Raw genomic sequence first — 25693 nt, forward strand, 5'->3', positions numbered from 1 at the left:
GCGGGGCTCGATCATCGAACCCCGATCGGATGTCGTTACTCTCGGAAAGCTGCTGGAGAACACGTATGGTGAGTCGCACGAGTCGCTTGTTGTTCGCGCTGCTGTTGGTTCCGGCCGCGGCCGGCACCGCCTCAGCACAGGGCCTGCTCTTTGATGCACGGTCGGTGGCGATGGGAGGTGGGGGAGGCAACAGCTCCAACATCGCACTGAAGATGGTGCCGCCGTCCACGAGGGCCGAAGTCGTTATCCCGATTCCGCTGGGATTGATCCAGGTGTTCCAGGGTGGGCTGGACAAGTTCAAGCCCAACAGTGATTCGTTTGATCCCGTCCTCGCGGCTGAAACGCTCGGCAACCCCATGCAGTACCGCTTTGGGGCCGACACATCGGGGCCCAGGTACAACCTGATCAACGACATCGTCAACGGCACGGTGAACCCGAATCTGGCCGTGTATGCCGGCTTTGACATCCCCGAGACGTTTGCGGACCAGGGGTTGCTGTCGCCGCAGTTTGGCCTGACGCTGAAGTTCGCAAAGAAGGACGACCGGTTCCACGGACTCTATGTCGGCGTGGGGCCATACCTCAGCTTTGACACGTCCGGTGTTGTCGACCCTCGTCTTGCGGACATTTTCGCTGAAGGCACGAGCTACCCGAACGCCACCATGTCGATCGACGACTCGTCGCAGGTGCAGTTGGCGATGGCGGTCACCGCGGGGTATCGCGGGCGGCTGGCGCTCGGCTCGGGCGGCTCGTCGGGAGGTGCCGGGGCGTCTCGTGATGGCGTCTACGTGGCCTACAACTTCCACGTGCTGCGTGGCTTCCGGTACCTGGAGCCCGACATCAACATCCGGTTCAATACCAACGCCGCAGGAATCCTCACGCCCTCCAACACGCCTGTGACGGTCTTGTCCCTTCAGGGTCACGAGGGCAGCGGCATTGCACAGGACGTTGGCGTTCAGATCGTGCGCGGCCGCTTCCAGGGTGGTGTGGGCATCAACGGCATCGGCAATCGCATCAACTGGTCTGACTTCACCTTCTCCACGCACACGCTGGCAAGCCTGACGGCGGGGCTCGACTTCATCGAGACGCCCGGCGTCACCATCGTCACCGATCGCCGTGTGACGCTGCCGGTCGTCAAGTCCGCGAACATCGGGTACGAGGGCGACGGATGGGGCGCGACGGCCACCGTGGCCGACGGGTACAACGGCAAGAGCTTCGCTGGGGGCGCCGAGCGCAAGGTGGGGCCCTTCTGGGTGCGCGGCGGCGCGCGGTACAGCCGGAGCAAGTGGGAGCCGTCCGCCGGGTTTGGGATCGGCACCAACGTGGCGCTCGACATCGCCGTCTTCGGCACACACGCGAACCTCCAGAGCGAGCGCCAGATGGCCGTGGCGGCTTCGGTGCGCATCGGACGCAATTAGGCGGTCGGGGCGGGCTGACGGGATAAGATCCTCGGATGCCCGCCCCGATCACGCCGCGCGAACGCAGCCAACTGAAAGCCCGCGCACATGCGCTTGAACCGGTCGTCCAGGTCGGGAACGCCGGATTGTCCGCCGCGCTTGTGGCGGAAATTGATCGCGCGCTCACCGCTCATGGCCTGATCAAGGTGAAACTGGCCGGCGCCGACCGTGACGAGCGCATGGCGCTCGCCGACGCGATCTGTGCCCGCACCGATGCCACCAGCGTGCAGCGCGTCGGCAAGGTTCTTGTCCTCTGGCGCCCGGCGCCGGAGGATGAAGCGACGAGCCGCTGATATCATCGGGCGTCATGAAGTGGTCCGCGGCAATCGTCGTGGTGTCGATGTGTGTGGCACTCGGCGTCAGCGAGGGCGTCCTTCGGGCGCGTGGTTTGTATCGGCCTCCAAGAACATCGTGACACCCGTCGCGCGCCTCTCCATGGTCGTGCTCACCGATACCTTCGCGACGATTCGTCGTGTGGTCGGGCATCTCACGGCCCAGACGATTGCGGGCGACGTGGAAATCGTCGTGGTCTGCCCGTCGCGGGAGGCGCTGGCGTTTCCGGCAGACGCGGCGGCGATGCTGGCGCGTGTGACGGTGGTTGAAGGTCCCTTGCTGCCACTCGGGGAGGCGCGGGCTGCGGCGATTCGCGCGGCCGCAGCGCCCATTGTGGTGCTGGGCGAAACGCACGCGTTCCCGGCGCCCGACTGGGCCGAACGGCTCGTGCGCTCTCACGAAGGCGCGTGGCAGGCGGTTTCGCCGGGCATGGCAAATGGCAATCCCGCAACCGCGCGGAGTTGGAGCGGGTTTCTCATGGACTATGGACGATGGATGGCCGAGTTGCCCGCAGGTGAGATCGGCGAACCACCGGCGTACAACGCATCGTGGAAGCGCACGACGCTTCTTGGTCTGGGCGACCGCCTGTCTCTGATGCTCGAGCCTGGTGGACCGATGGATCCGCAGTTTGTGTTTCGCGGCTTCTGCCACGACCCAGCCGCCAGAGTGGCGCACCTCAACGTGGCTCGGCCTGGTGCGTGGTCGGCCGAGCGGTATTGGGGCGGCCGGTTGTTTGGCGCACGGCGCAGCCGGGACTGGTCGGTCGCACGCCGACTGGTGTACTTCGGCGGTTCAGTCCTCGTGCCGATGGTGCGTTTTGTCCGCACGCGAGATGCGATCGCGATGGCTCGGCGAGAGAGCGCGCTGCCCAGGTGGACCGTCGCGGCCGTGGCCGCCGGGTGCGCGCTCTGGGCTGTGGGGGAGGCCCTGGGATATCTCGTGGGCGAGGGCGCGGCCGAAGCGAGAATGAGCGAGTACGAATTGCACAAGGAACAGTACGCATGAGTCTGCTCGTGTCCTACGTGGTGGCCACCGATGCGTTCGCCACGATTCGCGGCGTCGTGCGAGCCGTGCGGGCGTCAACGATTGCCGGGGGTGTGGAACTGGTGATTGTCTGCCCCTCGGCTGCAGCGCTCGGCCTTGAGCACGACGTGACCGACGGCATCGGCGCCGTACGGATTGTTGAAGTGCCCGAGATTGTGCCGTTGTCTCCGGCCCGCGCCGAGGGCGTGCGTGCCACGTCGTGCCCACTGGTCTTCATCGGTGAAACGCACTCGTTCCCGCATCCAGATTGTCTCGAGGCGTTGGTCGTGGCACTCAAGAGCGGGGAATTTGTGGCCGCCACACCCGTCATTGAAAATGCCAATCCGCAGACGGCGTTCAGCTGGGCAGGCTTGATGCTGACGTATCGCCACTGGCTGGCTCCGGTCACCAGAGGCGAAACTGACGTGGTGTCCACCTACAACGCGTGCTTCAGGCGCGATCACCTCGTGGCCTTCGGTGACCGACTCACCGCCATGATGGACTACGGCAGCGGCCTGGACCGTCACTTGCGTGCGAATGGCGGACGCCTCTTGATGGAACCCGCCGCGCGTCTCATGCACCTGAATATGGCGGCGTTCCCGGGATGGATGGCCGAGCGATTCCTGTCGGGGCGTTTCTGGGGCACCGCACGATCACGCGAATGGTCTCCCGCACGGCGTCTGGCCTATGTCCTGGGCGCGCCGCTGATTCCAGTGCTCATTGCCGGCAGGGCGCTGCAATCGCCCCAGTGGACCCATCACCGGCGGCAGATGCCGCGTGGCACGCTCGTCGCCCTCCTGCTGTGCGCACTCGCCACCGCTGCGGGCGAATTGACTGCGTATGTCGCAGGCAATGGCCAGACGCCGGTGCGGCTGGCCGAGTACGAACTGCACAGAGCCCGGTACGTGTAGCCCGGTCTTCATCCAATGACGACACCGATTCGTATTGGCGTGATCGGCTGCGGGGCGATCGCCACGGCCGTGCACATTCGAGTGCTGCGCGGGTTGCCGGGCGTTCGCGTCACGGCCCTTGCCGACCCTGAACCTCAAGCCCGAGCGCGTGCGGGTCGGCTCGTGCCTCGCGCGGTCCTTCTGGCGTCGCCCGAGGAACTTCTGGCGCGTGAAGACGTGGATGCCGTGGTCGTGGCGTCGCCCACCGCGCTCCATGCGCCGATGGCGCTGGCTGTGTTCGCGGCCGGGCGTCATCTGTATCTCGAAAAGCCAATCGCGACCACCGTGGACGACGGCCGGCAGGTGGCGGCCGCAGCGTCGGCGACTCACGTGGTGAGCATGGCCGGTTTCAACTGGCGCTTCCAGCCGCTCATCGCGCGCGCGAAGGTGCTGCTCTCCGAGGGGGTGTTGGGCGAAGTCCGCGCCGCAACCACGGCCTTTTGTGAGGCGGCCTCGGTGCCGGGGTGGAAAGCGCGTCGTCACGATGGCGGCGGTGTGTTGCTTGACCTTGGGTCGCATCACTTCGACTTGATGCGGTGGTTGCTGGGCGCTGAAATGTCGAGTGTGCACGCGTCGGTCGAGTCGCGTCGCACGGAACATGACGTGGCCGCAGTCACGCTGATGATGGACTCAGGTGCGACGGTGGCATCGCGGTTTTCCCTTGGCGTCGAACAGGCGCACTGGATCGAACTGGTGGGCGAGCGCGGTACTATGCGCATCGACCGTCAGGCGCGCACATTGACGGTGAGCGGCGTCAGGGCGCGCACGTTGACGCCGGCGTTGCTGGCCTGGCGCGCGCGGTCCCTGGTGCGTCCGTTGAGCGAGCCGTCATGGCGGTACGCCCTGCGGGCATTCGTCGGCAGAATCAACGGTGCTGAACTCGAGGTGCCGACGATGGATGACGGGGTGCGAAGTTTGGAAATTGTCGCCGCCGCCGAGCGGGCGGCCGGGGTGGCCTGATGCGGGTGCTGCTCGTCACCGACTGGCCTGAGGCCGGCGGTGGTGTTGAAACCTATGTCATGCAGCTGGCTCGCGGACTGCGCGAGGCGGGCGACGACGTGCGTGTGTTGACGAGCAGTGTCGGCGGCGGCGCTGCTGTAGCCGACTATGTCGCGTTCGGTTCCAGGAACCCGGCGTACCAGAGCGTGATGCAGATCACTAATCCGTTCGCGGCAGGCGCTGTGCGCCGCGCCATTGCCGACTTCAATCCGCACGTGGCGCACGTCAGCATGTTTGAAATGTATTTGTCGCCGTCGGTGCTGGCCGCGTTGCGCGGTGTGCCGACGGTGCTGAACATCGCGTACTACAAGCCGGTGTGCCCGAACGGGCTCAAGCTGCGTCCGGATGATTCCCGCTGTACGGTGCGTCAGGGCGCAGTGTGTTGGCGCGACGGATGTACGCCGTTGGTCCATTGGTTGCGCGACCGTGTCCGGTACGCACGGATCAGCCGCGAGGTCGCGAGTGTGGCGTCGGTCGTCACCTGCAGTGATTGGCTGCAGCGCGAATTGCGCGACGCAGGCATCGAGTCGGCGTGGTCGCCGTGGCCCGTTGAGCCGCCGGGCGCGACGTTCCACCACGCGCGGGCGAAGGAGCCCCTGTTCGTGTTTACCGGGCGGCTGGCCCGTGAGAAGGGCGTGGGGACGCTGCTGCATGCGATCGCGCGCGTGCGCGACCAGGGTGTGAGTGTCCGCCTTCGCGTGGTGGGTGATGGACCGGAGCGGCCGGCTCTGGAGCGACTCACAGGGGACCTCGGCCTTCGCGGGCGCGTCGAGTTCACGGGTTGGGTGCCGCTGCCGGCAGTAGAGGCGCATCTTGCCGACGCGTGGGCGCTTATTGCGCCATCGGTGTGGGCCGAGCCACTCGGGCTCACCGCACTCGAAGCGATCGTCCGGGGGATTCCGGTGGTGGCGAGTGCAGCAGGCGGATTCGCGGAGACCGTTGAGCCCGGTGTGAGCGGGCTGCTGTTCCCGAATGGGGACGTCGAGGCCCTGGCGCAGTGCCTGGCGGATGTCGCGTCGGGGCGTGCGCTGGCGAGTGGAGTGCCGCCCGCCACCGCAGGGGCCGTGCTGGCGCGTCATCACCCCGACACGCACCTCGCGTGGCTGCGCGCGCTTCCTGTCGGAGGTTGCCACATGAACGGCAGTCAGGCGCCGGCGCTGCAACTGCGCGACTTGTCGATTGGCGCCGCCACGGCCGGCAAGGCCGCTGAGGCGGTATCGCTCGCTGCGCTGCTGACGGTGATCCCGCGTGTCCTTGGGCCGGCCGACTACGGCACATTCGGTCTGGCACTTGGCGTGGTCACACTCGGCACCACGGCCTTCGCGCTCGGCGGACCGACGGTGATGGCGCGGTTTGTCGCGGCGGCTCCGCCGGCGGAGCGCGCGGGGCTGGCCCGTGCGCTTGCGCTGGGCGCCATCCGTTGGCGCATGGCTGCAGTGGCCCTATTGGCTGTCGCCACCCTGGTGCTGGTACGCGTGGCGCCCGATCGCGTACCGGCCTTCCCGGCGCTGATTGTCATGGTGGCGCTCGTGTGTGATTCGGCCGCCACGCTCGCATTCCAGATCGCGCTGGGACTCAATCGCGTCGTGCTCTTCAGCTTCCGTTACCCTGTGCAGAACATGGTCGTGGTGCTGGCGGTCCCGCCGTTGTACGCGGCGTGGGGAGTGACCGGCGCATTGCTCGGGATCGCCCTTTCGTCGGCGTCGGCCCTCGTGGTCGGCGGCCTGGCGATCCGCGGGCAACTGCGCGGCGTCACGCCTCGCGTGCCGGCGGAGATGTCGCGCTTCGCTGTGCTTCAGGCGATGAACGGTGTCTGCGTCCAGGTGCCGCTTCGAGGCGGCGTGGTGGCGGTGGCGTTGCTGGCCGGGTCGCGCGTGGAAACCGGTTACGCCACCATTGCCATGGGTGTCGCCATCGCCTGTACCTTCGCCGTATGGCAGATTTTTGTCGTGGCACTGCCGGCGCTTGCGAAGCTGGCCGCCACGGATCTGCCCGCTGCCGGTGTACTGCTCACGCGCCTTGCTGGACGAGTGGTGCTGGTACTGCTGCCTGTGACACTGGCCGCCGCCGCGTTGGCGGGACCGTTGTTGACACTCCTCGCAGGCGGGGCGTTCGCGCCCGCCTCTGAAGCGCTCGGGCTCGCACTCGCGTCAGTGCCATTCGCGCCCATCACCGGTGCTGCGGGCGCAGCCGCAGCCATTCGACTTCGGCCGGGTGCGCGGCTCGTCGCCACCGCGGCCGGCGCCGTGGTCTTCCTGGCCACCGCCGCGTACCTCGTACCCCGGCTCGGCGCGGCAGGCGCGAGCGGTGCGGTGCTCGCGAGTACCGTGATGTCGGCGCTGGCCGGAAGTGTGTTGTTCCCCGATCTCCTCCGCCGACGAGTGATGGTGGCTGCCCTGTGTGTCTCAGGTCTCGTGATCCTGATTGGAGCGTCGCGGCCATGACCGAGGTCTCCATCGTGGTGCCGACGCACAATCGGCCGTCTACATTGCGGCGCTGCCTGGCCGCCCTGGCCGCGCAGCGCGGTGTCGGCGCCCTGGAGATCGTCGTGGTGGACGACGGCAGTACGAACGCGGCTGAAGTGGCCGCCGCGGTGGCGTCACAGCCGCTGGCGCGATTGCTGCGCTGTGCACCCGCCGGGCCGGCAGCCGCGCGCAACGCGGGCGCTCGAGCCGCCATGGGCACCTTCGTGTGTTTTACAGACGACGACTGCGAGCCGGAGCCCGAGTGGGCAGCCAGACTCATTCGGGCGCTCACGGCTGGCGCCGACGCGGTGGGCGGCGCCACCGTGAACGGCCGGCCCGGTGATCCGTTTGTCGAAACCTCGGAGCTGATCGTGCGCGCACTGCAGGTCTCCACACACGAGCGTCTCGCGGGCATGGTGTTCATACCCTCGAACAACCTCGCCTGCCGGCGGTCGATGGTGCTTGGGCATCCCTTCGACGAGGGGTATCGCACGGCCGCGGGCGAGGACCGCGCCTGGTGCGCGCGTGTGGGGGCGGCAGGGCTGACGCTCGCGCTTGAGCCGACGGCGGTCGTCGCGCATCGGCCGCAGCTCGGGATCGGCGGTTTCTGGCGGCAACACTTGCGCTACGGCCGGGCCGCGTACCACTTCGCGCGCACCACGCCGGGGCACGACTGGCACGAGCCCAGGGAGTTTTACATCGGCCTGCTTCGATCGGGGGCGCGAGCCGGGTTCGCCTGTCTGGCGCTGGTGCTGGTCGCGCAGGCGGCGACCACCACCGGATTCTTGTGGGAGGCAGCGAATCGGAGCCGGGCCGGATCTACACTTCCTGCATGAACACAGCAGCAACAGTGGCCGTGGTGGCGGTCGCCGCATCGGCGCTGATCGTGGCGAGCCCCGTGGCACAACAAGCGGCGAGACCCACGACCATGGCCGGCCGGTCGGCCGTATACGCGCCGAACGCAGCGATTGCCACGAGCCAGCCGCTCGCAACGTCGGCAGGCCTTGCCGCGATCGAACGGGGAGGCAACGCGATCGATGCCGCGGTCGTGGCGGCGGCTGTGCTGGCCGTGGTGGAACCGAACATGACCGGTGTGGGCGGGGACTTGTTCGCCATGGTCTGGTCGGCGAAGGACAAGACGCTGCACGGGTTGAACGCCAGTGGGCGCAGCGGCGCATTGATGACGCGCGAGACGCTGGCCGCCCGCAAACGGACGCGTGTTGGCCAGGGGATCGAGGCCGTCACCGTGCCGGGCTCGTTGTCGGGTTGGGCCGCGCTCCTCGACAAGTTCGGCACGCTGACGTTGGCCGAAGCGCTGGCGCCCGCCATCGCGATTGCCGAGGGCGGATTCCCGGTGACGCCGATCATCGCCGACGGCTGGGCCGATGAAGAGGCGCTCCTCCGCAAGGATGAGGGCGCACGCGCGACATTCCTGGTGGACGGCCAGCGGGCGCCACGGGCAGGAGAGTGGTTCCGAAACCCGGATCTGGCACGGACGTTTCGCGAACTGGCATCGAGTGGCCCGAAACATCTCTACGGCGGTCCGCTGGGTCGCCGCATCGCGGAGTTCACGCAGTCGAAGGGGGGATTCCTCACGCCCGAGGATTTTTCCGCGCACACCGTCGAATGGGTGCAGCCGATCAGTGTGCCGTTTCAGGGGTATCGCCTCTGGGAACTGCCGCCCAACGGCCAGGGTGTGGCCGCGCTCGAGATGCTGCGCCTGCTCGAGACGTATGACCTCAAGGGCATGGGCCACAACTCGGCTGCCTACCTGCACCATTTGATCGAAGCCAAGAAGCTCGCCTACGCCGACATCGAGTACTACGTGGGCGACGCCGCATCGATGACGACGCCCGTCGAGCGGTTTCTGTCAGACGACTACATCAGTCGGCGCCGGATGCTCATTGACCCCGCGAAGGCCATGGAGCGTGCGACGCCGGGAGACGCCGCGACGGCAAGCGACACCATCTACCTCGCGACCGCCGATGCTCAGGGCAACATGGTCTCGTTCATCAACTCCGTGTACGACTATTTCGGCAGCGGCGTGGTGGTGCCGGGCACGGGCATCCTGCTGCACGACCGCGGCGTCGGGTTCACCATGGAGGAAGGCCGGGCGAACACCGTGGCGCCGAAGAAGCGTCCGTTCCACACGATCATCCCGGCGTTCGTCACCAAAACGACTCGCGCGAACGGCGTCACGCGCGATGCCTCCGGCGACGAACCGTATCTGGCGTTCGGGGTGATGGGCGGTGCGATGCAGCCGCAAGGGCACGTGCAGGTGCTGCTCAACATCCTGCTCTTCGGGATGGATGTCCAGCAGGCGTCGGATGCGGCGCGGTTCCGGCATATGTCGGGCCGCCGCGTGGCGATCGAGGCGCCGGTTGGAGACGCGGTTCGAGGTGCGTTGAAGGCCCTGGGCCACGACATCATCGACGAGCGCAACATTGCCTTCGGCGGCGCCCAGTTGGTGATGAAGCTGCCGCGTGGATGGGTGGCGGGATCCGATTCGCGCAAGGACGGCCACGCCGCAGGACGCTAGAGTGTCGGCTCAGCTCTTTCGGCCGGTCATGGCACGGTAGATCGCCAGCAGCAGCACCGCGCCGACAAGCGACATGATGAAACCCGCCGCGTCAGCTTCGCCATAGAACCCGAGCACCTGTCCGACCCATCGACCTAGCACCGACCCTGCAATGCCGAGGAGGATGGTGATGATGATGCCGCCCGGATCCTTGCCAGGCATCAGCATCTTCGCGATGACACCCACGACAAGCCCGAAGATGATCGTTCCGATGATTCCAAACATGATCCCCACCTGTTCCATGGGCGTGCCCGGGATGGGACAGTCGCCCAGCGAACCTTATCGCAAAGCCAGCGTCACGGGTGTCTCATTCAGAACGGCGGATTGTTGTAGCCTAGTGGCCGATCATGGCCACCTATGACGTGACGCGCTTCCGCGCGTCGCACAACAGCTATTCGGGACATGAGCGCGGCTCACTCGAGGCGCAACTCGACGCCGGCGTCCGGTGCGTGGAACTCGACTTCCATGACAACGGATTCAAGGAACTGAAGGACTACCGGATCGGGCACCTCAAAGGGGGCGCTGAAGTTGAGCACGTGCCTCCCAATCCACCCGATACCCTCCTGACGTCCTGGCTTCGGGTCGTGGCCGCGTGGTCGGCCGCGCATCCTGGACACGATCCGCTCACGATCGTCCTTGATTCGAAAGACGACCTGACGAACAACGCGCTTGGGGATCTCGCCGACTTCAACGGCCGCCTCGAGGAAGTGTTCGGCGCCAGCCTGTTCACTCGCGAGGAGTTTGACGGGCTCGGCGGCTGGCCGGACGTCGAGGACATGCGCGATCGTGTCCTGGGTGTGTTGTCAGGGAACGGTGCCACGCGAATGGCGTATCGCTGGGCCTTCGGCACGTCGCCAGTGGTGAGCGGGAACACTGCCGGTGGCCTCGTGCTGGCCTATCGATCCCCCTCGGGTGAACTCAACTGCTGGACCGGCAGTGTGGATGGCGCCGCTGGCGTCGTCGTGTGGCGCCGCAAAGGGACCCTGGCAGTCAGTGATGTGGATCTCGCCGAGCCGGCGCTGGTGATCAACAACGACGGGTGGGTGGTGGCGGTGTATCGCTTCGGTCCGCGCGCGGGTCCGCACGCCCACGGTGTGAGGTTGGGTTGCAAGGTCGGCACGTTGCAGGCCGACGGCCGGATTACGTGGTCAAAGATGCGTATCATCCAGTCCGTGATCGAGGGCATGGCGCCGAGCCTGAAGATCGATGGCGACAAGCTCGAGCTGACCTATACGGCGACTGACGGTACCGGTCGGCAGATCCTTGCCGGTACGCTCGATCGGCAGAAAAGACAGGTGACATGGAGACACAAGGCAAAAACGACAGTGCCGCAGTCTCCTGCCGACACGACGTTCTGCGCGTCGCGGGTTGTGCATGCCTCGATCGACGCGTTGGGGGCTGTCGGCTGCAGGGTGGATGGTGGGCCCTGGGAGCCGGCGCGGTTCCAGCAGGTGGTGTTTGTTGAACGCCAGAAGGGCGAGGACCCGAAGGACTTTCGCGACGCGCGGTTCTTCGCCGCCGGTGCGTCCAATCGCGCCGACATCGCGCAAGCGAAGAGCGAGGGCCTGGTGACACGCGCCTGGGGGTTCGCGGTACCCGACTCCCTGGACCCGCCGGCGTCGCCCCCGGAAAACTTTCCGGCGACCGACACGCCGCACGACGAGTGGTACCAGGAATACCTCGACGATGCGGATATGATGCGCCCATGAACACACGTCACAAGTGCATTTTCCTCGCCCTCGCCATCATCGTCGCCGTCGGCACTGGCGGCGGCGCAGCCGCGCAACAGGCGGGGTTCACGCGCACGATGCTGCTGGACCAGGATCTGTCCATCAGGGGCCAGCACGTGGTGCAGGCGCGCGCCGAGTTTCAAGCTGGTGTGGGATCCGGCCGGCACACCCATCCCGGCGAGGAAATCGCCTACGTCCTCGAAGGGCAGGTGGAGGTTGTGATCGACGGCAAGCCGGCAATCACGGTGAAGGCCGGCGAGCCGTTTTTTATTCCCGCGGGCCTGGTGCACGAAGGGCGCAATACCGGCACAGCGGTCGCCAAAGTGCTGGCGACCTACGTCGTGGAAAAGGGGAAGCCCGTCTCAACGCCGGCGAAGTAGCTTGCGCATGATTCGCTGCGTCAGTGGACCAAAGGGCTCGTCGCTGGTCAGGTAGGTCCATGTGGCCCCGCGCTGACGCGCCTTGCCATCGCCAGAGCCGGATGCCGCCACGCGCGCCTCGACTTCTTCGTCGATGGACGCCGTCATTCGTTCGAACATGTCGTGAATGGCCCTGATGTACGACGCGTGTGGATTTGTGCCGGCGTACGACAGCCACGTCGTGCCTGAACGCATCTCAGCCGTCGCAGCAAGATAGTCGGACCAGAGTTCGTCGAGGGTTTCCAGTGTGACGTCGCGGGTCGTGGCCGCGCCATCTGTCAGTACCGCTTCGCGGCGCTCACGCATGGCCAGCCGTTGCGCCTCAATGACCCGCTCGTACTTCTGCAGGAAGAGACGGGCATCGAGGTTGCGGCCCTCGGCCATCCGCTGCAGTTGGTCGACGCCTGCGGCGGCATCGCCGTCGGCATGGTTGATGAACAGCGCGTCCTGCCGCGACACGAAGAACTGGGAGCTGCCTGGATCCCCTTGCCGGCCCGCGCGTCCGCGCAACTGGTGGTCGATCCGGCGGCTGTGGTACCGGCTGGTGCCGATGATGTGCAGGCCGCCGAGTGTCGCCACACCTTCGCCCAGAACGATGTCCACGCCGCGGCCTGCCATGTTGGTGGAAATGGTGACGGTGCCGCGTGCACCCGCGCGGGCGATGATGGCGGCTTCCTGCGCCTCATAGCGCGCGTTCAGGACGTGGTGCGGGATGTCGGTCAGCCGCCGGCTCAGTTGCTCTGATTCCTCCACGCTTGCCGTGCCCACAAGGACAGGCCGGCCCGCGCCATGCATCGCGCGAATCTCGTCGATCACCGCCGCGTCCTTCTCGGCTCGTGTAGAGAACAGACGGTCCGCGTGATCGATGCGAATCATCGGACGATGCGTCGGAATCGGAATGACGCTGAGGCCGTAGACGTCGTGAAGCTCCTGCGCCTGTGTGACGGCGGTGCCCGTCATCCCGCACACGCGTGCGTACAGCGCCACGAGGTGTTCGACCGTCACCGACCCAAGCACCCGACCCTGCGCCCGCAGGCCAACGCCTTCTTTACACTCCAGGGCTGTTTGCAGGCCTGCCGGCCAGCGTCGGTCCGAGACGATACGGCCCTTGATTTCGTCCACCGACAACACGGCGTCGTCGTTCACCACGTAGTCCACGTCTCTGCGGAGCAGCACGTGTGCATGTAGGGCATCCTGCACGGCCGTGTGGGCCACAAGATGACCCGCGTCGAACAGGTTGCTGATGCCCATCGTTCGTTCGACGTGTTCGACGCCAGTGGACGTCAGCACGACGTTGGCGCCGGCGTGTTCGACGGTGTAGTCGCGGCCCGCGCGCAGGCCACGGACGGCCAGGTCTGACGCGATCGGCAGGTCCGAGACATCGGACGAGCCGCCGGCGATCACGAGCGGAATGCGCGCCTCGTCGATCAGGATCGAATCGGCTTCGTCAATGACGACGGCCACGTTCGACAACGTCCGATGCACCTGTTCATCGGCGTGGTACGCCAGTCCGTCGCGCAGATAGTCGAAGCCCACTTCGTTGGCTGTGGCGTACGTGACGTCTGCGCGGTAGGCCGCGCGCCTTTCGGCTGCAGACATTCCCTGGCTAATGGACGCGACCGACAGCCCCATCCGTTCGTAGATCCGGCGCATCCAGCTGGCATCGCGGCGGGCGAGATATTCGTTCGCGGTCAGCACGTGCACGCCCTGATGCGTGCGCGCCAGCCAGACGATGGCCGGCACTGCGGCCAGGGTTTTGCCTTCACCTGTCTGCATCTCCACGACGTGGCCTGCGGTCAGTTCGACGGCGGCCTGCAGTTGCTCGTCGTGCATCTCGAGTTGCAGCACGCGGGCTGCCGTCACTGCAGTGACAGCGATCACCTCAGGCAGCGTGGCGGCTCGCATGGCCGCTGCCGACAACTCGTCATCGGACTTGCCCTGGAGAGCGGCGCGAAGGGCATTAATCTGCGGAACCAGCGGAGCGGGCAACGGCCCGCGCGAAAACCAGGAACGCCATAGGCGCATGGAAACCTCCTCACAATGCGAAACACGGGTGGCGCCGAAGTCACCACGACTGCGGCGTTAACGGATGCGTGTGCGTGAGGAGAGAGGGGGAGGGCGCTGAAACAGTGAATGCCGGAGAGGCGCGTCTACGGCCCTGGGCCTGGAGACGGCCGTGCGCAACGGCTGAGTCGGTTCGGTGACGACGTGCCGCGGGGCAGGGGTGACCTGCGCCGGCGCGACGCGCGCGTCGCCGGCGGCCCAGGCGATCGACATCTCGGCGCGCGAACACGCCCGCGACGGTGCCACCGTGGCGCCCGCGAGCGCCAACACAACGACGAGCAGTGACCCGAGATGAGCCCGGCGCAGGGGCATGGGCGGAGAGTATGTCACAGGCGCGGCCCCACTTGCTCCGAGCCTCCCAGCCTCCGTGTGATCCGTCGTGCCCACAGGTCTCAGAGTCTCCCTGCCTCGCTGTGATCTGTCGTGATACCTGAAGTAGTAGACTCCCTCACACAGGCGTTGGCACTCTTGAACGATCACTGGCAGTACTTCCGTCACCAGACGACAGCTGCGGTGAGCGCGGCGGGCGATTATGCCGAGTCGCTCCAGCGCCACCTGGAGCGGGGTTTTCGCTCGATGCGTTTCGATCCGTCGCTGGAGGCCGCGTACCGCGACGAACAATTTCACGACAGCCTGGCGTTCCTCCGAATCAACCTCGTGATGTTGATGGCCCTGGTCTTTGCCATCGTCCAGGTGGACCGCGTCGTCATTCCCGAGTTCAGCGAGGCGGTGCCCGGTGTCGCGCGTTTGGGCGTGATGGTGCCGATTCTCGCCGTCGGTTTTGTGCTCACGTTCGGGCGCCGGGCATCGTTCTGGTATCCGCGCGTCATGACTCCGCTGATGACGGCGGGTCTGATGGGGATCGCCTGGATAGGCCTGTTGGCGTGGGCGCTCCCCGAGGATCGAGTGTTCGTGCGCCTCATCATTGCGACAATCGCTGTCTATTTCATCCTGGGCCTCCGGTTTCGGCTGGCCCTGGCTGCCAATTTGATCTCCATCGTGTTCTACGTGGGCGCGGCGAGGTGGTTTGGGATGCCCACGATGGTCATGGCCCAATTCCTGGCCATGCTGTTGTTGGCGAGCGTGATTTGCGCGGCCGGCGCGTACAACCTCGAACACGCGCGCCGCATGGCCTGGCTCGAAGGACAGCTGCTGTCGGAAATTGCGCTTCGCGACGGACTGACCGGGATCAGCAACCGGCGCCGGCTCGATCAGCACTTGCAGCAAATCTGGCAGCATGGCCAGCGTGAACGCAAGCCAGTGGCCGTGTTGTTGGCCGACATCGATTGTTTCAAGGCGTACAACGACCACTATGGCCATCAGGCCGGCGACGAGGCGCTGAAGGCCGTGGCCTCGGTGCACGCGCGCTTCGGGCAGCGGGCACTGGATATGGTGGCGCGGTTTGGCGGGGAAGAGTTCGCGGTCGTTCTGTTCGATACGGGCCCCAGCGAAGCGCTGAGGGTCGGTGAGGAAATCAGGCAACAGGTGCGCGCCCTCAATCTCGCACACGCCGGGTCTGCCGTCACACCCGTGCTGACGGTCAGCGTCGGCATTGCGAGTATGGTGCCATCGGCGAAACGCGATTGCGGCGTCCTGCTGCAGGCGGCCGATCAGGCGCTGTACTCAGCCAAGGACGCCGGGCGCGACCGGGCGCGCCTGCTTGATGTCGACCCCGACGCTACGACACGCTGACGGTCACGGTATTCGACGATTGACCGGGCGGATTGATGATGGCCAGCGTGTACTCGCCTGAGACGTCGAAGACAAAACTCAGCTTCACCAGCGTCGGCGTCGACGCGTCAAGCGCTGTGCCTTTGACAACGGTGACCGTGCCTGTCGGGTCGGTCACGGCCACAGTCAGCCCCGGCGCGAACTGGCTGCCACTGAGTGTTACCGCCTGGGCGACAGTACCCTTGGTCAGGCGGTCGGGAGAGACCCGATCGATCGTCGGCCGCGACTGCGGCACTGGAGGTTCGGGCTGGCCGGCAGGACCGACGTTGACCTTGAGGGGGAACGGATCGGACACACCACCGTCGGTGTTTCTGACCAGGAGCATCGCCGCGCCAGGTTGCGCCAGCACCACGGCAATCTCAAACGTGGTGTTCCGTTGTCCCTGCACTGCCGCGCCAGAGTAGGTTTCCGTATTCCCCTGTGACATGACCTCGACGATCAGGCCCGGGGCAAACCCCGTCCCCGTCACTTTCAGTGTCTGAGGCTTCGGGCTCGTGAACAGGGGCGACGGCGCCACGGCGGTGACGCGCGGAGTCTCAACGGCTCCGATGACGCCCGCCAGGATCACACATGCGAGAGCGGTTGGAAGTGTGCGCATAGGTCCACCCTATGCCCCGGGGCGCCTGCCGGCTGTACGGAAAGGCACACCACTTCTCTCAGTCGCCACCCAGGGCGTTCAGCGCACCACTGGCGACGCGGTCCAGAACAGCAGCGACCGGAAGCCCTGCTGAAGGAAGCCGCCGCTGAACGACTCGAGGCCGCCAAGGCCGTCTGCCGGATTGCGTAGCTCGGCCACCTCTGTGAACCCCGCCGCGCTCACCGAATAGGCACGCAGGCGAATGCGCGGCTGGCCGGGCTGATCGATTTGCGACACCACAAGCAGGCGCCGCTCCGGGTCAAAGGCAATGCGGGCGCCTGTGGCGGTGGTGAGTCGCGCGACGACCGTCGCCGTTGGGATGTCGATCGCCACGAGGTGCTTGTCGTATGTGGCAAACAGATACTGTCCCGACGGGTCGGCATCAAGATACGCCGGTGTCACGAGCGGACCTTTCACCGGCCAGGGCGCCAGCGTGTGTGTGGCCGCATCGATCACGTAGAGGCCCGACTTGTCGGCGACCGAGAAAAACACCTTGCCAGGGACAGCCTCGAGCATGGTGGCATACCAGCCGGGCAACTCAATCACCGGTCCGCGCTCGCCGTTGTCGGTGTCGTAGACGACGATGCCCGATTCGCGGGTGGCGACATACATCTGCTTTCGCGTGGGCTCGTAGGCCAGCCGCGCGGTGCGCCATTGACGGCCGGCCAGTGTGCGCGCCGGCTCGTTGGTGCGCAGGTTCACATAGCCGAGTTCGTCCAGGGTGGTGTAGAACAGCCGGCCAGAGTCAGGTGCCACCTCGATGGTGTCAATGCGCTTGCGCAGCAGTGGTCCCTTGATGCGCGGGTCGCTTTCCCGCAGGTCGACCCAGAACACACCCTCGCGCGATCCGGCATACATGCGCCGATCGACCGGGTCGAAGGCGAAGCTGGAGAAGCCCTGTCCGTCCACGATGGCAGGCACACGAGCGACCTGCGAATAGGGAGGCGTATCGGCGCCGCCTTGCACGGCGACGGTCGCGAGCAGCGTGACGCCAAGTCGAACCAAGAGGACGCGCATCATGGTGAGCACCTTATCCGTTCCGACGGTGGCAAATGGCTGGCAGCTCCATTATCACCGGACCCAATTGGTGAGTCCAGCCAGAGTGGGCGGCGTATCCAAGAGTTCGAATGTCGGCTCGTCCCGCCTGATGGATTGATCACTCGGGCCCCATCCTCGTCCCTCGCACACAGGGCTCGTCCCGCTCGGGTGCGACGCCACCGTCTGCGGTGCCGGGCACACCCCTTGCACTCCCCTGAGGAGCCGGCCGCAATGCCGCGTGCTGGCGCAGTGACGAGGACGCATCGATGTCAGACCGAATGTTGAGGAGAACACCCGTAGTTGTGCGATGGGCCGTGCTGGGCGCATCGCTCGTTGTCGGAGCGTGCGGCAGCAAGTCGCCGACAGCGCCAACCGAGCCAACACCCGTGCCGCCACCCGGCGCGACCGTTGCCATGGTGGCTGAAGGCAAGACCTTGTTCCGCCAGGGCAGTTGCGCGCAATGCCACGGCCAGAACGGTACGGGCGGCGCGTTTGGTCCGCCACTCAATGACTCCATCTACCTGCACAATTCCGGCAGTTTCGAGGAGACGATTGACATCATCACGACCGGGGTGCCTGCAGACAAACTGCTCAGTCCCAGCAGCTTCGTGAACTTCCCGATGTTCCCCCGCGGCAACATGCTCCTGACCGACGCGCAACTACGGTCGGTGGCGGCGTATGTCTGGACGCTCAGTCATCCGCAGGGCTAGGGTCCAGGGTCCAGGGTCCAGGGTCCAGGGTCCAGAGTCCGGGGTCCTAAACGAGGACAGTTGCACTGGTCCATTCGGCCGGGTGCAGGTCGGACCGAAATACCTGGTCGAGCCGTACGATGACCTGGGTGCCGTCGCGGCGAATCGGGAAGCGGTCGAGATTCCGTGTGGCGCGGCCCGAGTGGTAGGCCCCTTCGGGCGTGTAGATGGAGTCGTGTTTCGTGCACTGAAATCGCGCGGCTTTGGTCACCCATTTCACAGCGGCCTGCTCGTGCGGGCATGCCAGTGCGCACGCAAACACACGTCCGTGCAGGCGCACCACGATGGCTGAGGATTGCCGATCGATGGTGACACTGTCGCCGGAGGGAATGGGAAACGCGCGCTCCTGGCCGGCGTGTGTGCTGTCAACGATCGTGAAGCGGAGCGCCCGGAGTTCGATCGGCCGCAGCACACACGCCGCCATCGTGGCGCCAAGACATCCACCCGCCGACCCGAGGAACGCACGGCGTGAGTGGTCAGACATTGCGCAGCAGCGCTCCAAGGAACGTGACCGCCACCCAAAGTGCCAGCGACTGCATCGACGCGGTGCGCACGGGCGCCCAGCGCGACGGTCGACCCGTGCGGGCCGCGCGCTCGGCCTTCGCCAGTCGCGAACCGTTGGACACGAGCCACGCAACCAGGAGCATCTTGATCCAGAAGACAGGTGACAAGAGGTAGGTGTCGATGTTGGCGGCAAACAGCAGCACGCCGCTGATGGTCATTGAGGTGAGTCCTGCCACCACGACATGGTGAACGCCGCGAATGGCGCGCAACTGCCGCTCATCCCCCGGCGATGCCAGCAGCGTCAGCCGGTCCGCGGCCACCGCACAGCCTCCGCCCACCAGCAGTCCGCCTACGTGGGCGCAGAGGACGGCCGTGCGCACGGCCGCTGACTGCGCATAGATGTCGTTCCATCCTTCAAGCACAGGGCGCCTACCGGTTGCCAAACAGCATCACGGCGTATCCGGCCGTGGCCAGGCCGATCGACGTGAAGGCCAGTGTGCGATGCCGCGATCGTTGGCCGCCGTAATCGGGTCTGGTGACGTCGGGGCGCTGGAGAGCCGTGGCCAGGAAGCCCGCGTCGGCCGCCATCATCAGCAGGCCGTGCGCCAGCCGTCGCTTGCGGCCGTTCGGATTCTTGCGGCCTTCGATCAGATTCCACGCGCCAGTCACGGTGTTGGCGGCGAAGAGTCCGCCGATGCCCCACGCCACCCGCCCGTGCCATTCCCGTTTGCCCGGTGTGGGTTCGTTGAAGATCGAGCGGCCGATGAGCCCCTGCGTCGTCAGCAGCGGCACCATGGCGAGGCTGCCGATTTTGTGGATCTTCGCGCGCGTCCGGTATCCGTCGCTGTAGACAAACGCCGGCGGCGGTGCAGCTGTCTGCGCTGCCACGTTCGCGTCCGGCCACACGATGGCCAGCAGTAACAGAGCGCCCAAAGTGTGTGTTCTCGAAGTTGGATATGCCATGACCTGATGCAGTGCAAGGCACGCGCCATCGGTGTGTCCTCCGAGGCGGCGCCCGTGGCGGGACGAAACACGCGCGAGTGGGACGAACGCGTGTGTCGTGTGTTCGCCTCTCCGAATTGAGACGACGCGCCTTCGCCTTCTTGAATGCCACAACCAAAACAGTGGAAGGCCGAATGCGACGACGTTTCATGGCAGAGTGTTTGACATGCGTGAGTTTCAGTGGCGCACGTTGTCGGCCGTCGTGCTTGCGATTGGCATCGCCTCCGGCGTGATCGCCAACTTCACGTTGACGCCCGCCGAGGTGGATGCCGGCCGCCGATCGACGGTGCTCATCATGAACATGGCGTATTGGGGTTCGTGGGCGTTGCTGATTCCCATCGCAGTGTTTCTGGCGTGGCGCATACGCGCCCGCAACTGGCCGTGGCCGGCGGCCCTGGTCGCACACGCGCTGGTCGGCGCGTTCCTGGCCATGACCCATCTGGCGGTCTTGTCGACGGCGAACCAAGTGCTCGTCTGGGCCACGCTCGGGTACCCGATGACGTGGAGGCGTTTTGCCGTCAGCATCACCTCCACGCCTCGGCTCGCGGTGGAGTGGGAGTTCACGATGTATGCCGCACTGGCGGCGCTGGCTTACGCAATGGCGCTGCAGGCCGAAGTGCGGCGGCGCGCGGTGTCTGAAGCGCAGTTGGAAACGAGCCTGGCGCAGGCCCGTCTCCTCGCGTTGCAGCGGCAACTTCAGCCGCACTTCCTGTTCAACACGCTGCATGCGGTGTCTTCGCTGCTCCGGCGCGATCCCGACGCGGCAGAATCCATGATTGAACGCCTGGGTCGCCTGCTGCGCACGACTCTGCGCGACAGTGCGGCCAACGAGGTCACTCTGGCACAGGATCTGGCGGCGCTCGAGGATTACCTGGCGATCGAATCAGTGCAGATGCGCGAACGGTTGAACGTGACGTTTGCCATCGATGCGGTTGCGCTCGAGGCGAGTGTTCCCGTGTTGTTGCTGCAGCCCCTTGTGGAAAACAGCGTGCGCCATGGATTGCAGCCGCGGGCCCGGGGCGGCAGCGTCCACGTGTCGGCGCGCCGTATCGGCGAGGATTTGTGTTTGCAGGTGCGCGACGACGGGATTGGCCTGACGCCGAGAGAGCCCCACAGTGCCGGCGTCGGTCTTGCGAATACCCGTGGCCGGCTCGAGCAGTTGTATGGGACCCGCCAGTCGTTTGAGATTGCGGAACCCTCCAGTGGCGGCGTCACCGTCAGCGTGACCCTGCCGTTCCGAGTGCCCACCCGGGTGGAGGCGACGGCATGACCACGCTGCGTGTGGTGGTGGTGGAAGACCAGGCTCCGGCCCGGGAGTACCTGCTCAGCTTGCTGTCGGCGCATGCCGACGTGGAGGTGGTGGCGGTGTGCAACGACGGTCGCGCCGCGATCGAGGCACTCGCCGCGTGCCGGGCCGATGTGGTGCTCCTGGACATCCAGATGCCCGAATGTAATGGCTTCGACGTGATTCGCGCCGTCGCCCCCGAGCACATGCCGCCGGTCATCTTTGTCACCGCGTACGAGGACCATGCGGTGCACGCCTTTGAAGTCCGTGCGCTCGACTACCTGGTGAAGCCGTTTACCCGCGCACGTGTGGACCAGGCGCTGGCCACCGCCCGGGCGCACACGCATCAGCGGCGGGTCACCGAGGCCGCCGCGCGCCTGGCCGCGCTGGTTGCGCCAACCGCGCCGATAGCGCCCGCAGACCGCCTGGCCTTGAAGCGGCGCGAGGGCACGGCATTTGTGGACCCCGGTGAGGTGGAATTCGTGCGCGCGAGTCGCAACGACGTGATCCTGTCCACCGGCACCGCCGACTACCGGTATCGCGCCACGCTCACGGAGATGCGTGAAACGCTGGGCGCCATGTTCGTGCAGGTGCACAGGTCGATGCTCGTGAATTTCGATCACGTACAGCCGGTCATCCTTGTCACTGACGGGACGGTCCGAGTCCGGCTGACAAGCGGCCGGGAGGTCAGGGTGTCGTCGGCGTTTCGTGCAGACGTCGAGGCGCGCTTGAGGACGCGTGGATAAAATGAAGGGATGCCCCCAGCCCTGCGGCTCGCCAACCTCCGGAAGGCCTACGGCGATGTCATCGCCGTCAACGGCCTGAATCTCGAGGTACCGGCCGGGCAGTGCTTTGGGCTGCTGGGGCCCAATGGCGCAGGCAAGACCACGACCATCGAGATTTGTGAGGGACTCACCACGCCCGATTCAGGTGTGGTCGAGGTGCTGGGCCGGACGTGGGCGCGTGATGCAGCGGCGCTGCGCCAGAGGCTCGGGATTCAGCTGCAGGATACGCAACTCGCCGACAAACTGACGGTCTTTGAGACGGTCCGGCTGTTTCGCAGCTTCTACCACCACGGGCCGGCTCCCGATGACGTCATCGCATTGGTGCAACTCGAGGAGAAACGCGCGGCGCGGGTGATCGAGTTGTCGGGTGGGCAGAAGCAGCGCCTGGCCCTGGCGTGTGCGCTTGTCGGCGACCCGGAGCTTCTGTTCCTGGACGAGCCGACCACCGGCCTGGATCCGCAGGCGCGCCGCCAGTTATGGGACCTCATCGATACCTTTCGCAAAGCCGGCAAGACCATCCTGCTCACCACGCACTACATGGATGAAGCCGAGCGCCTGTGTGACGATTTGGCCATCATGGACCGGGGCCAGGTGATTGCGCGGGGCACACCGCGCGGACTCATCGATGCCACAGGCGACGGACTGACCGCCACGCTCGAGGACGTCTTTGTCACGCTGACCGGAAGGCATCTGCGCGATGACTAGACTCGCAGATCATCCGCTCGTCCAACTCACGCTTGTACGTGTGCGCGAGTTCACGCGCGAACCGGAAGCCGTCTTCTGGTCACTGCTGTTTCCCGTACTCATTACGGTTGGTCTGGGTATCGCCTTCCAGAGCCGCCCGCCCGACGTCCTGAAAGTGGCCACCACCTCTGCCACCCTCGCATCGTCGCTGCGGTTGGAGCCGGGGCTGGACGTGGTGCAGCTCGAGCCGGTGGCCGCGGCCCGCCAGTTGGCGATCGGTGGAGTCGTGCTGCTGGCGGAACAGTCGGCGGACGGTCTGGTGACCTACAGATACGACGACACGAATCCCGAGAGCCGGACGGCGCGCATGCTGGCCGATCGTGCGATCCAGCGCGGGGCCGGCCGCGCAGATCCTGTGGCCACCACTGACATGCTGGTCCAGGAGGTGGGTTCGCGTTACGTGGACTTTCTCGTGCCCGGCCTGGTCGGCCTCGGGGTCATGACCAACACGTTGTGGGGCCTGTCATTCTCCATCGTCGATTCGCGCCGCCGGAAGCTGACGAAACGGTTGATGGCCACGCCCATGTCCCGTGCGCATTACCTGCTGTCGTATTTGGTGTGGCGCCTGCTCGTGCTGGTGGTGGAAGTGGGCGTGCCCGTCGCGTTTGGCGCGTGGGCGTTTGGGGTGCCGGTCCGGGGCAGCCTCTCCGCGCTTGTCGTGATTTCTGTCGTGGCGTCGCTGTCGTTCAGTGCCCAGGCGCTGCTGCTCGCCAGCCGCGCACGGACGATCGAGGCGGCGTCAGGTCTGGTCAACCTGATGTCGGTCCCGATGTGGATCCTGTCAGGCGTCTTCTTCTCGGCACAGCGGTTCCCTGACGCCGTGCAGCCGTTTATCGCCGCGCTGCCGCTGACCGCGCTCAACGATGCGCTGCGCGCTCATATGCTGCAGGGCGCGAGTCTGGCGGAGGTGGCGCCGCAACTCGGTGTGCTGGCAGCGTGGCTCGTGATCTGCTTCGCGCTCGCCTTGAGGCTGTTCCGCTGGCGATGACGTCCGTCGGAGCGCAACTACTCCATGACGCTGTGCGAGTACTTGATCCCATCGGCCATACGGCGCAGATAGACGACGCCCTTGGTCTTTGATCCGTCCGCCACGCCATTGATCGAGAGCTCCACCCACTCGCCACGCGTGCGTCCCGCGGTGACCGTTAGCGCGGTCATGTCCCACACCGGGTCATACGCCCGTAGCATCGTCCAGAACAGACTTGTGTCGGCCTTGGTGGAACGCATCGCGGGATTGGCAGGCGAGAAACATCTGGTGATAGCCGTCTCGTCTCTTTCGGCGACGGACGTGCGGCAGGCCTGCAAGGCCTTGGCCTCGGCGCTGGCGGCTGCATTGGCTAGAGGCGCGAGAGGGGCAGGCACGGCGATAGGCACGTCGAGCGTGATGTTGATCCCCATGCCCTTGCCGGCGTCGTAGCTGCCGGCCGCCACTTTGACCGTGCCGCGCACGTGCCCGGCCTCGATTCGGAGTTTGCTGCCTTCGAAGACCTCAGGGTTCATGCAGAACGCGCAGCTCACGTTTCCGCCGAGTTCGTATGTGGTGCCCTGGTAGGCGCCGGTCTTGCTGTCTACAAAGAGATCGACGTACCCCGCGCCGGCGCGCTGGTCGTTCAGTTCGAATCCGATGTCGATGACGGTCGCCAGCGCCTTCTGATCCAGGGCTCGGCCTGACAAGCGAATCCGAATCACCGGGTCGCCGAACTGGCCGACGCCAGGGAACGCGAACGCATCCACCAGCTTCAGCGTCTTGCCACCCTTCGTAATGACTCCCGTTGCGGAGGCGGCTGGCGCTGCTGACGCGGACAACGCCGCGGATGCGACAACCACCGCGATTGCACCAAGAACGAGACTAGGCAGATGTCGTTTCATGATGCGGATGCTACCACTCAAGTCCCGGGCCGGGGGTCCAGGGTCCAGGGTCCAGGGTCCAGGGTCCAGAGTCCAGAGTCCAGAGTTCGGGGTCCTGGGGTCTAGGGTCCAGCGTCCGAGGTCCTGAAGTCCTGGGGTCCTGGAGTCAAGAATGCTCCGTGCCCAGCGTTGTCTCTGTGTCTCTGTGTCTCCTGTGATCCGTCGTGAGCGCCGTCGTGATCTCTCTTGCGACTGCGCCCGCCGATCGGCTAACTTTCGACCCATGAAACACATCACCTCTTTGATCGCGGCCGGACTCTGTCTCGTGGCCGGTGTTGCCGCTGCCCAGACTCCGCCGCCCACCACACCACCGGCCGCCGCCGGAGGCCGTGGTCAGCGGCCGCCGCAGACGCCCGAACAGCAGGCCGCCGCCGCTGCGCGCCGCGAGGCTGAGCAGAACGCGCCGCGGCCCATCGAGGCGCTCGACAGCGTCTGGATGGAAGAACTCACGTGGATGGAAGTGCGTGATGCCATCAAGGGGGGCAAGTCCACGGCACTGATCCTGACCGGCGGTGTGGAATCAAACGGTCCGCACCTGGCCACCGGCAAACATAACTTCGTCCTCAAGGTCATGGGCGAAGCCATTGCGCGCAAGTTGGGCAACGCCCTCGTCGCGCCCATCGTGACCCTCGAGCCAGGGCGGCCTGACTCGGCGAGGGTTGCGCCCGGCAGCGTGTTCCTGTCGCAAGAGACGTATCGTGCCGTGCTGACTGATATGGCCACGAGTCTCAAGGGAATGGGGTTCACCACCGTGATCCTGATGGGCGACAGCGGTGGCAATCAGGGCGGCATGAAAGCCGTGGCTGAAGCACTTACCGTCAAGTACGCCGATGGGCCGACACGCTTCATTTTCATTCCTGAGTACTACGACTATTCGTCGGTGCAGAAACTGGTGCAGGCCAGCGGCATCCCCGAGCAGATCACGATCGGTGCGAGCCAGGGTTCCGACGGCCTGCACGAGGAATACGGCATCGACGCCTTGATGGCGCTGTACGACCCGAAGACCATCCGCCTTGAGCAGCGCACCAAGGCGGGCCGGGCGACGATCAACGGCGTCAGCCTGTTGCCGCTCGAGAAGACGCTGGAGATGGCGAAGAAGATCGTCGAACTCCGAACGAAGTTGACTGTGGACGCGATCGCGAAGGCGCTGGCGCCGAAGTAAGCCCACTTCGCGCCCGCGGTGATCCATGGAGGCGGCACTCAACCCCGCGCTACTGACGGCCCCCAACACGCCTTCATGGATCTTTCATGGTGAATGACCTTGAACACAGGCCGGGGCAGACGACGTGATAGCG

26 protein-coding genes are annotated in these 25693 nt (G+C 65.9%); 17 read left to right on the forward strand and 9 right to left on the reverse strand.

Annotated features, from left to right (window positions below; translation table 11 throughout):
* Positions 1 to 65: 65 nt before the first annotated feature.
* From IPL75_01095 to IPL75_01130, 8 genes are all read left to right on the forward strand, one after another.
* The gene (locus IPL75_01095) at positions 66 to 1415 is read left to right on the forward strand and encodes a hypothetical protein (GenBank protein ID MBK9238864.1); all 1350 of its coding nucleotides are present in this window, start codon (positions 66 to 68) and stop codon (positions 1413 to 1415) included.
* A gap of 35 nt (positions 1416 to 1450) precedes the next feature.
* Positions 1451 to 1747, forward strand: coding sequence for a ribosome assembly RNA-binding protein YhbY (yhbY, locus tag IPL75_01100; protein ID MBK9238865.1), 297 nt, complete (start codon positions 1451 to 1453; stop codon positions 1745 to 1747).
* Positions 1728 to 2792, forward strand: a complete 1065-nt coding sequence (locus IPL75_01105) for a hypothetical protein (protein ID MBK9238866.1) — start codon at positions 1728 to 1730, stop codon at positions 2790 to 2792. The genes yhbY and IPL75_01105 overlap by 20 nt, the downstream gene beginning before the upstream one ends.
* Complete coding sequence (locus tag IPL75_01110) at positions 2789 to 3721, forward strand: hypothetical protein (GenBank protein MBK9238867.1); 933 nt, start codon at positions 2789 to 2791, stop codon at positions 3719 to 3721. Before IPL75_01105 ends, IPL75_01110 begins: the two co-directional genes overlap by 4 nt.
* A gap of 15 nt (positions 3722 to 3736) precedes the next feature.
* Positions 3737 to 4720: a Gfo/Idh/MocA family oxidoreductase gene (locus tag IPL75_01115; protein MBK9238868.1), complete on the forward strand. Its 984-nt coding sequence runs from the start codon at positions 3737 to 3739 to the stop codon at positions 4718 to 4720.
* Positions 4720 to 7203, forward strand: coding sequence for a glycosyltransferase (locus IPL75_01120; GenBank protein MBK9238869.1), 2484 nt, complete (start codon positions 4720 to 4722; stop codon positions 7201 to 7203). Before IPL75_01115 ends, IPL75_01120 begins: the two co-directional genes overlap by 1 nt.
* Positions 7200 to 8060, forward strand: coding sequence for a glycosyltransferase (locus IPL75_01125; protein ID MBK9238870.1), 861 nt, complete (start codon positions 7200 to 7202; stop codon positions 8058 to 8060). Before IPL75_01120 ends, IPL75_01125 begins: the two co-directional genes overlap by 4 nt.
* A 92-nt stretch (positions 8061 to 8152) precedes the next feature.
* Positions 8153 to 9763: a gamma-glutamyltransferase family protein gene (locus tag IPL75_01130; GenBank protein MBK9238871.1), complete on the forward strand. Its 1611-nt coding sequence runs from the start codon at positions 8153 to 8155 to the stop codon at positions 9761 to 9763.
* Between the two features lie 9 nt (positions 9764 to 9772).
* On the opposite strand, the gene IPL75_01135 is transcribed toward IPL75_01130, so the two are convergent.
* Positions 9773 to 10027 carry a GlsB/YeaQ/YmgE family stress response membrane protein gene (locus IPL75_01135; protein MBK9238872.1) on the reverse strand — a complete coding sequence of 85 codons (255 nt, stop codon included), beginning with the start codon at positions 10025 to 10027 and terminating at the stop codon, positions 9773 to 9775.
* Positions 10028 to 10149: 122 nt separating this feature from the next.
* On the opposite strand from IPL75_01135, the gene IPL75_01140 reads away from it, so the two are divergent.
* Together IPL75_01140 and IPL75_01145 are read left to right on the forward strand one after the other, a co-directional pair.
* Positions 10150 to 11511: a hypothetical protein gene (locus tag IPL75_01140; protein MBK9238873.1), complete on the forward strand. Its 1362-nt coding sequence runs from the start codon at positions 10150 to 10152 to the stop codon at positions 11509 to 11511.
* Complete coding sequence (locus tag IPL75_01145) at positions 11508 to 11912, forward strand: cupin domain-containing protein (protein MBK9238874.1); 405 nt, start codon at positions 11508 to 11510, stop codon at positions 11910 to 11912. The genes IPL75_01140 and IPL75_01145 overlap by 4 nt, the downstream gene beginning before the upstream one ends.
* On the opposite strand, the gene IPL75_01150 is transcribed toward IPL75_01145, so the two are convergent.
* Together IPL75_01150 and IPL75_01155 are read right to left on the reverse strand one after the other, a co-directional pair.
* Positions 11895 to 13976, reverse strand: a complete 2082-nt coding sequence (locus IPL75_01150; protein ID MBK9238875.1) for a DEAD/DEAH box helicase — start codon at positions 13974 to 13976, stop codon at positions 11895 to 11897. The genes IPL75_01145 and IPL75_01150 overlap by 18 nt on opposite strands.
* A 57-nt stretch (positions 13977 to 14033) precedes the next feature.
* Positions 14034 to 14327 carry a hypothetical protein gene (locus IPL75_01155; protein MBK9238876.1) on the reverse strand — a complete coding sequence of 98 codons (294 nt, stop codon included), beginning with the start codon at positions 14325 to 14327 and terminating at the stop codon, positions 14034 to 14036.
* A gap of 147 nt (positions 14328 to 14474) precedes the next feature.
* Between IPL75_01155 and IPL75_01160 the strand changes: the two genes are divergently transcribed.
* Positions 14475 to 15707, forward strand: coding sequence for a GGDEF domain-containing protein (locus IPL75_01160; GenBank protein MBK9238877.1), 1233 nt, complete (start codon positions 14475 to 14477; stop codon positions 15705 to 15707).
* On the opposite strand, the gene IPL75_01165 is transcribed toward IPL75_01160, so the two are convergent.
* Positions 15694 to 16344, reverse strand: a complete 651-nt coding sequence (locus tag IPL75_01165; protein MBK9238878.1) for a hypothetical protein — start codon at positions 16342 to 16344, stop codon at positions 15694 to 15696. The two genes, IPL75_01160 and IPL75_01165, sit on opposite strands and share 14 nt — an antisense overlap.
* A 78-nt stretch (positions 16345 to 16422) precedes the next feature.
* Positions 16423 to 17403, reverse strand: coding sequence for a hypothetical protein (locus IPL75_01170; protein ID MBK9238879.1), 981 nt, complete (start codon positions 17401 to 17403; stop codon positions 16423 to 16425).
* 284 nt (positions 17404 to 17687) lie between these two features.
* Here IPL75_01170 and IPL75_01175 point away from each other — a divergent pair, with 284 nt between their 5' ends.
* Entirely contained in the window at positions 17688 to 18131 is a 444-nt protein-coding gene (locus tag IPL75_01175) for a cytochrome c (GenBank protein ID MBK9238880.1), read from the forward strand.
* 46 nt (positions 18132 to 18177) lie between these two features.
* On the opposite strand, the gene IPL75_01180 is transcribed toward IPL75_01175, so the two are convergent.
* From IPL75_01180 to IPL75_01190, 3 genes are read right to left on the reverse strand one after another with little or no spacing between them, the layout of a single operon-like run.
* On the reverse strand, positions 18178 to 18654 hold the full coding sequence (locus IPL75_01180) for a Rieske 2Fe-2S domain-containing protein (protein MBK9238881.1): 477 nt from the start codon (positions 18652 to 18654) through the stop codon (positions 18178 to 18180).
* Positions 18647 to 19096, reverse strand: coding sequence for a hypothetical protein (locus tag IPL75_01185; GenBank protein ID MBK9238882.1), 450 nt, complete (start codon positions 19094 to 19096; stop codon positions 18647 to 18649). The genes IPL75_01180 and IPL75_01185 overlap by 8 nt, the downstream gene beginning before the upstream one ends.
* Positions 19097 to 19103: 7 nt before the next feature.
* Entirely contained in the window at positions 19104 to 19607 is a 504-nt protein-coding gene (locus IPL75_01190) for a hypothetical protein (GenBank protein MBK9238883.1), read from the reverse strand.
* 235 nt (positions 19608 to 19842) lie between these two features.
* On the opposite strand from IPL75_01190, the gene IPL75_01195 reads away from it, so the two are divergent.
* Genes IPL75_01195 through IPL75_01210 form a run of 4 tightly spaced genes read left to right on the forward strand, consistent with a single transcriptional unit; the run spans position 19843 to position 23478 of the window.
* Positions 19843 to 20946, forward strand: a complete 1104-nt coding sequence (locus tag IPL75_01195) for a histidine kinase (GenBank protein MBK9238884.1) — start codon at positions 19843 to 19845, stop codon at positions 20944 to 20946.
* On the forward strand, positions 20943 to 21707 hold the full coding sequence (locus IPL75_01200) for a response regulator transcription factor (GenBank protein MBK9238885.1): 765 nt from the start codon (positions 20943 to 20945) through the stop codon (positions 21705 to 21707). Before IPL75_01195 ends, IPL75_01200 begins: the two co-directional genes overlap by 4 nt.
* A gap of 9 nt (positions 21708 to 21716) precedes the next feature.
* Positions 21717 to 22451 carry an ABC transporter ATP-binding protein gene (locus IPL75_01205; protein MBK9238886.1) on the forward strand — a complete coding sequence of 245 codons (735 nt, stop codon included), beginning with the start codon at positions 21717 to 21719 and terminating at the stop codon, positions 22449 to 22451.
* Positions 22444 to 23478, forward strand: coding sequence for an ABC transporter permease (locus IPL75_01210; protein MBK9238887.1), 1035 nt, complete (start codon positions 22444 to 22446; stop codon positions 23476 to 23478). The genes IPL75_01205 and IPL75_01210 overlap by 8 nt, the downstream gene beginning before the upstream one ends.
* Positions 23479 to 23495: 17 nt before the next feature.
* Here the strand turns inward: IPL75_01210 and IPL75_01215 are convergent, their stop codons facing one another.
* A complete protein-coding gene (locus IPL75_01215) occupies positions 23496 to 24359 on the reverse strand; it encodes a hypothetical protein (GenBank protein MBK9238888.1) in 864 nt (287 codons plus the stop codon).
* A 262-nt stretch (positions 24360 to 24621) separates the two neighbouring features.
* On the opposite strand from IPL75_01215, the gene IPL75_01220 reads away from it, so the two are divergent.
* A complete protein-coding gene (locus IPL75_01220; GenBank protein ID MBK9238889.1) occupies positions 24622 to 25560 on the forward strand; it encodes a creatininase family protein in 939 nt (312 codons plus the stop codon).
* The last annotated feature ends 133 nt before the right edge of the window (positions 25561 to 25693 follow it).

Source organism: Acidobacteriota bacterium (assembly GCA_016716905.1).
Taxonomy (GTDB): Bacteria; Acidobacteriota; Vicinamibacteria; order Vicinamibacterales; family SCN-69-37; genus SYFT01.

Coding starts and splice junctions, on each gene's coding strand:
- IPL75_01095 (MBK9238864.1), top strand. CDS start 66: ATGGTGAGTCGCACGAGTCGCTTGTTGTTCGCGCTGCTGTTGGTTCCG.
- yhbY (MBK9238865.1), top strand. CDS start 1,451: ATGCCCGCCCCGATCACGCCGCGCGAACGCAGCCAACTGAAAGCCCGC.
- IPL75_01105 (MBK9238866.1), top strand. CDS start 1,728: ATGAAGCGACGAGCCGCTGATATCATCGGGCGTCATGAAGTGGTCCGC.
- IPL75_01110 (MBK9238867.1), top strand. CDS start 2,789: ATGAGTCTGCTCGTGTCCTACGTGGTGGCCACCGATGCGTTCGCCACG.
- IPL75_01115 (MBK9238868.1), top strand. CDS start 3,737: ATGACGACACCGATTCGTATTGGCGTGATCGGCTGCGGGGCGATCGCC.
- IPL75_01120 (MBK9238869.1), top strand. CDS start 4,720: ATGCGGGTGCTGCTCGTCACCGACTGGCCTGAGGCCGGCGGTGGTGTT.
- IPL75_01125 (MBK9238870.1), top strand. CDS start 7,200: ATGACCGAGGTCTCCATCGTGGTGCCGACGCACAATCGGCCGTCTACA.
- IPL75_01130 (MBK9238871.1), top strand. CDS start 8,153: ATGGCCGGCCGGTCGGCCGTATACGCGCCGAACGCAGCGATTGCCACG.
- IPL75_01135 (MBK9238872.1), bottom strand. CDS start 10,027: ATGTTTGGAATCATCGGAACGATCATCTTCGGGCTTGTCGTGGGTGTC.
- IPL75_01140 (MBK9238873.1), top strand. CDS start 10,150: ATGGCCACCTATGACGTGACGCGCTTCCGCGCGTCGCACAACAGCTAT.
- IPL75_01145 (MBK9238874.1), top strand. CDS start 11,508: ATGAACACACGTCACAAGTGCATTTTCCTCGCCCTCGCCATCATCGTC.
- IPL75_01150 (MBK9238875.1), bottom strand. CDS start 13,976: ATGCGCCTATGGCGTTCCTGGTTTTCGCGCGGGCCGTTGCCCGCTCCG.
- IPL75_01155 (MBK9238876.1), bottom strand. CDS start 14,327: ATGCCCCTGCGCCGGGCTCATCTCGGGTCACTGCTCGTCGTTGTGTTG.
- IPL75_01165 (MBK9238878.1), bottom strand. CDS start 16,344: ATGCGCACACTTCCAACCGCTCTCGCATGTGTGATCCTGGCGGGCGTC.
- IPL75_01170 (MBK9238879.1), bottom strand. CDS start 17,403: ATGATGCGCGTCCTCTTGGTTCGACTTGGCGTCACGCTGCTCGCGACC.
- IPL75_01175 (MBK9238880.1), top strand. CDS start 17,688: ATGTCAGACCGAATGTTGAGGAGAACACCCGTAGTTGTGCGATGGGCC.
- IPL75_01180 (MBK9238881.1), bottom strand. CDS start 18,654: ATGTCTGACCACTCACGCCGTGCGTTCCTCGGGTCGGCGGGTGGATGT.
- IPL75_01195 (MBK9238884.1), top strand. CDS start 19,843: ATGCGTGAGTTTCAGTGGCGCACGTTGTCGGCCGTCGTGCTTGCGATT.
- IPL75_01200 (MBK9238885.1), top strand. CDS start 20,943: ATGACCACGCTGCGTGTGGTGGTGGTGGAAGACCAGGCTCCGGCCCGG.
- IPL75_01205 (MBK9238886.1), top strand. CDS start 21,717: ATGCCCCCAGCCCTGCGGCTCGCCAACCTCCGGAAGGCCTACGGCGAT.
- IPL75_01210 (MBK9238887.1), top strand. CDS start 22,444: ATGACTAGACTCGCAGATCATCCGCTCGTCCAACTCACGCTTGTACGT.
- IPL75_01215 (MBK9238888.1), bottom strand. CDS start 24,359: ATGAAACGACATCTGCCTAGTCTCGTTCTTGGTGCAATCGCGGTGGTT.
- IPL75_01220 (MBK9238889.1), top strand. CDS start 24,622: ATGAAACACATCACCTCTTTGATCGCGGCCGGACTCTGTCTCGTGGCC.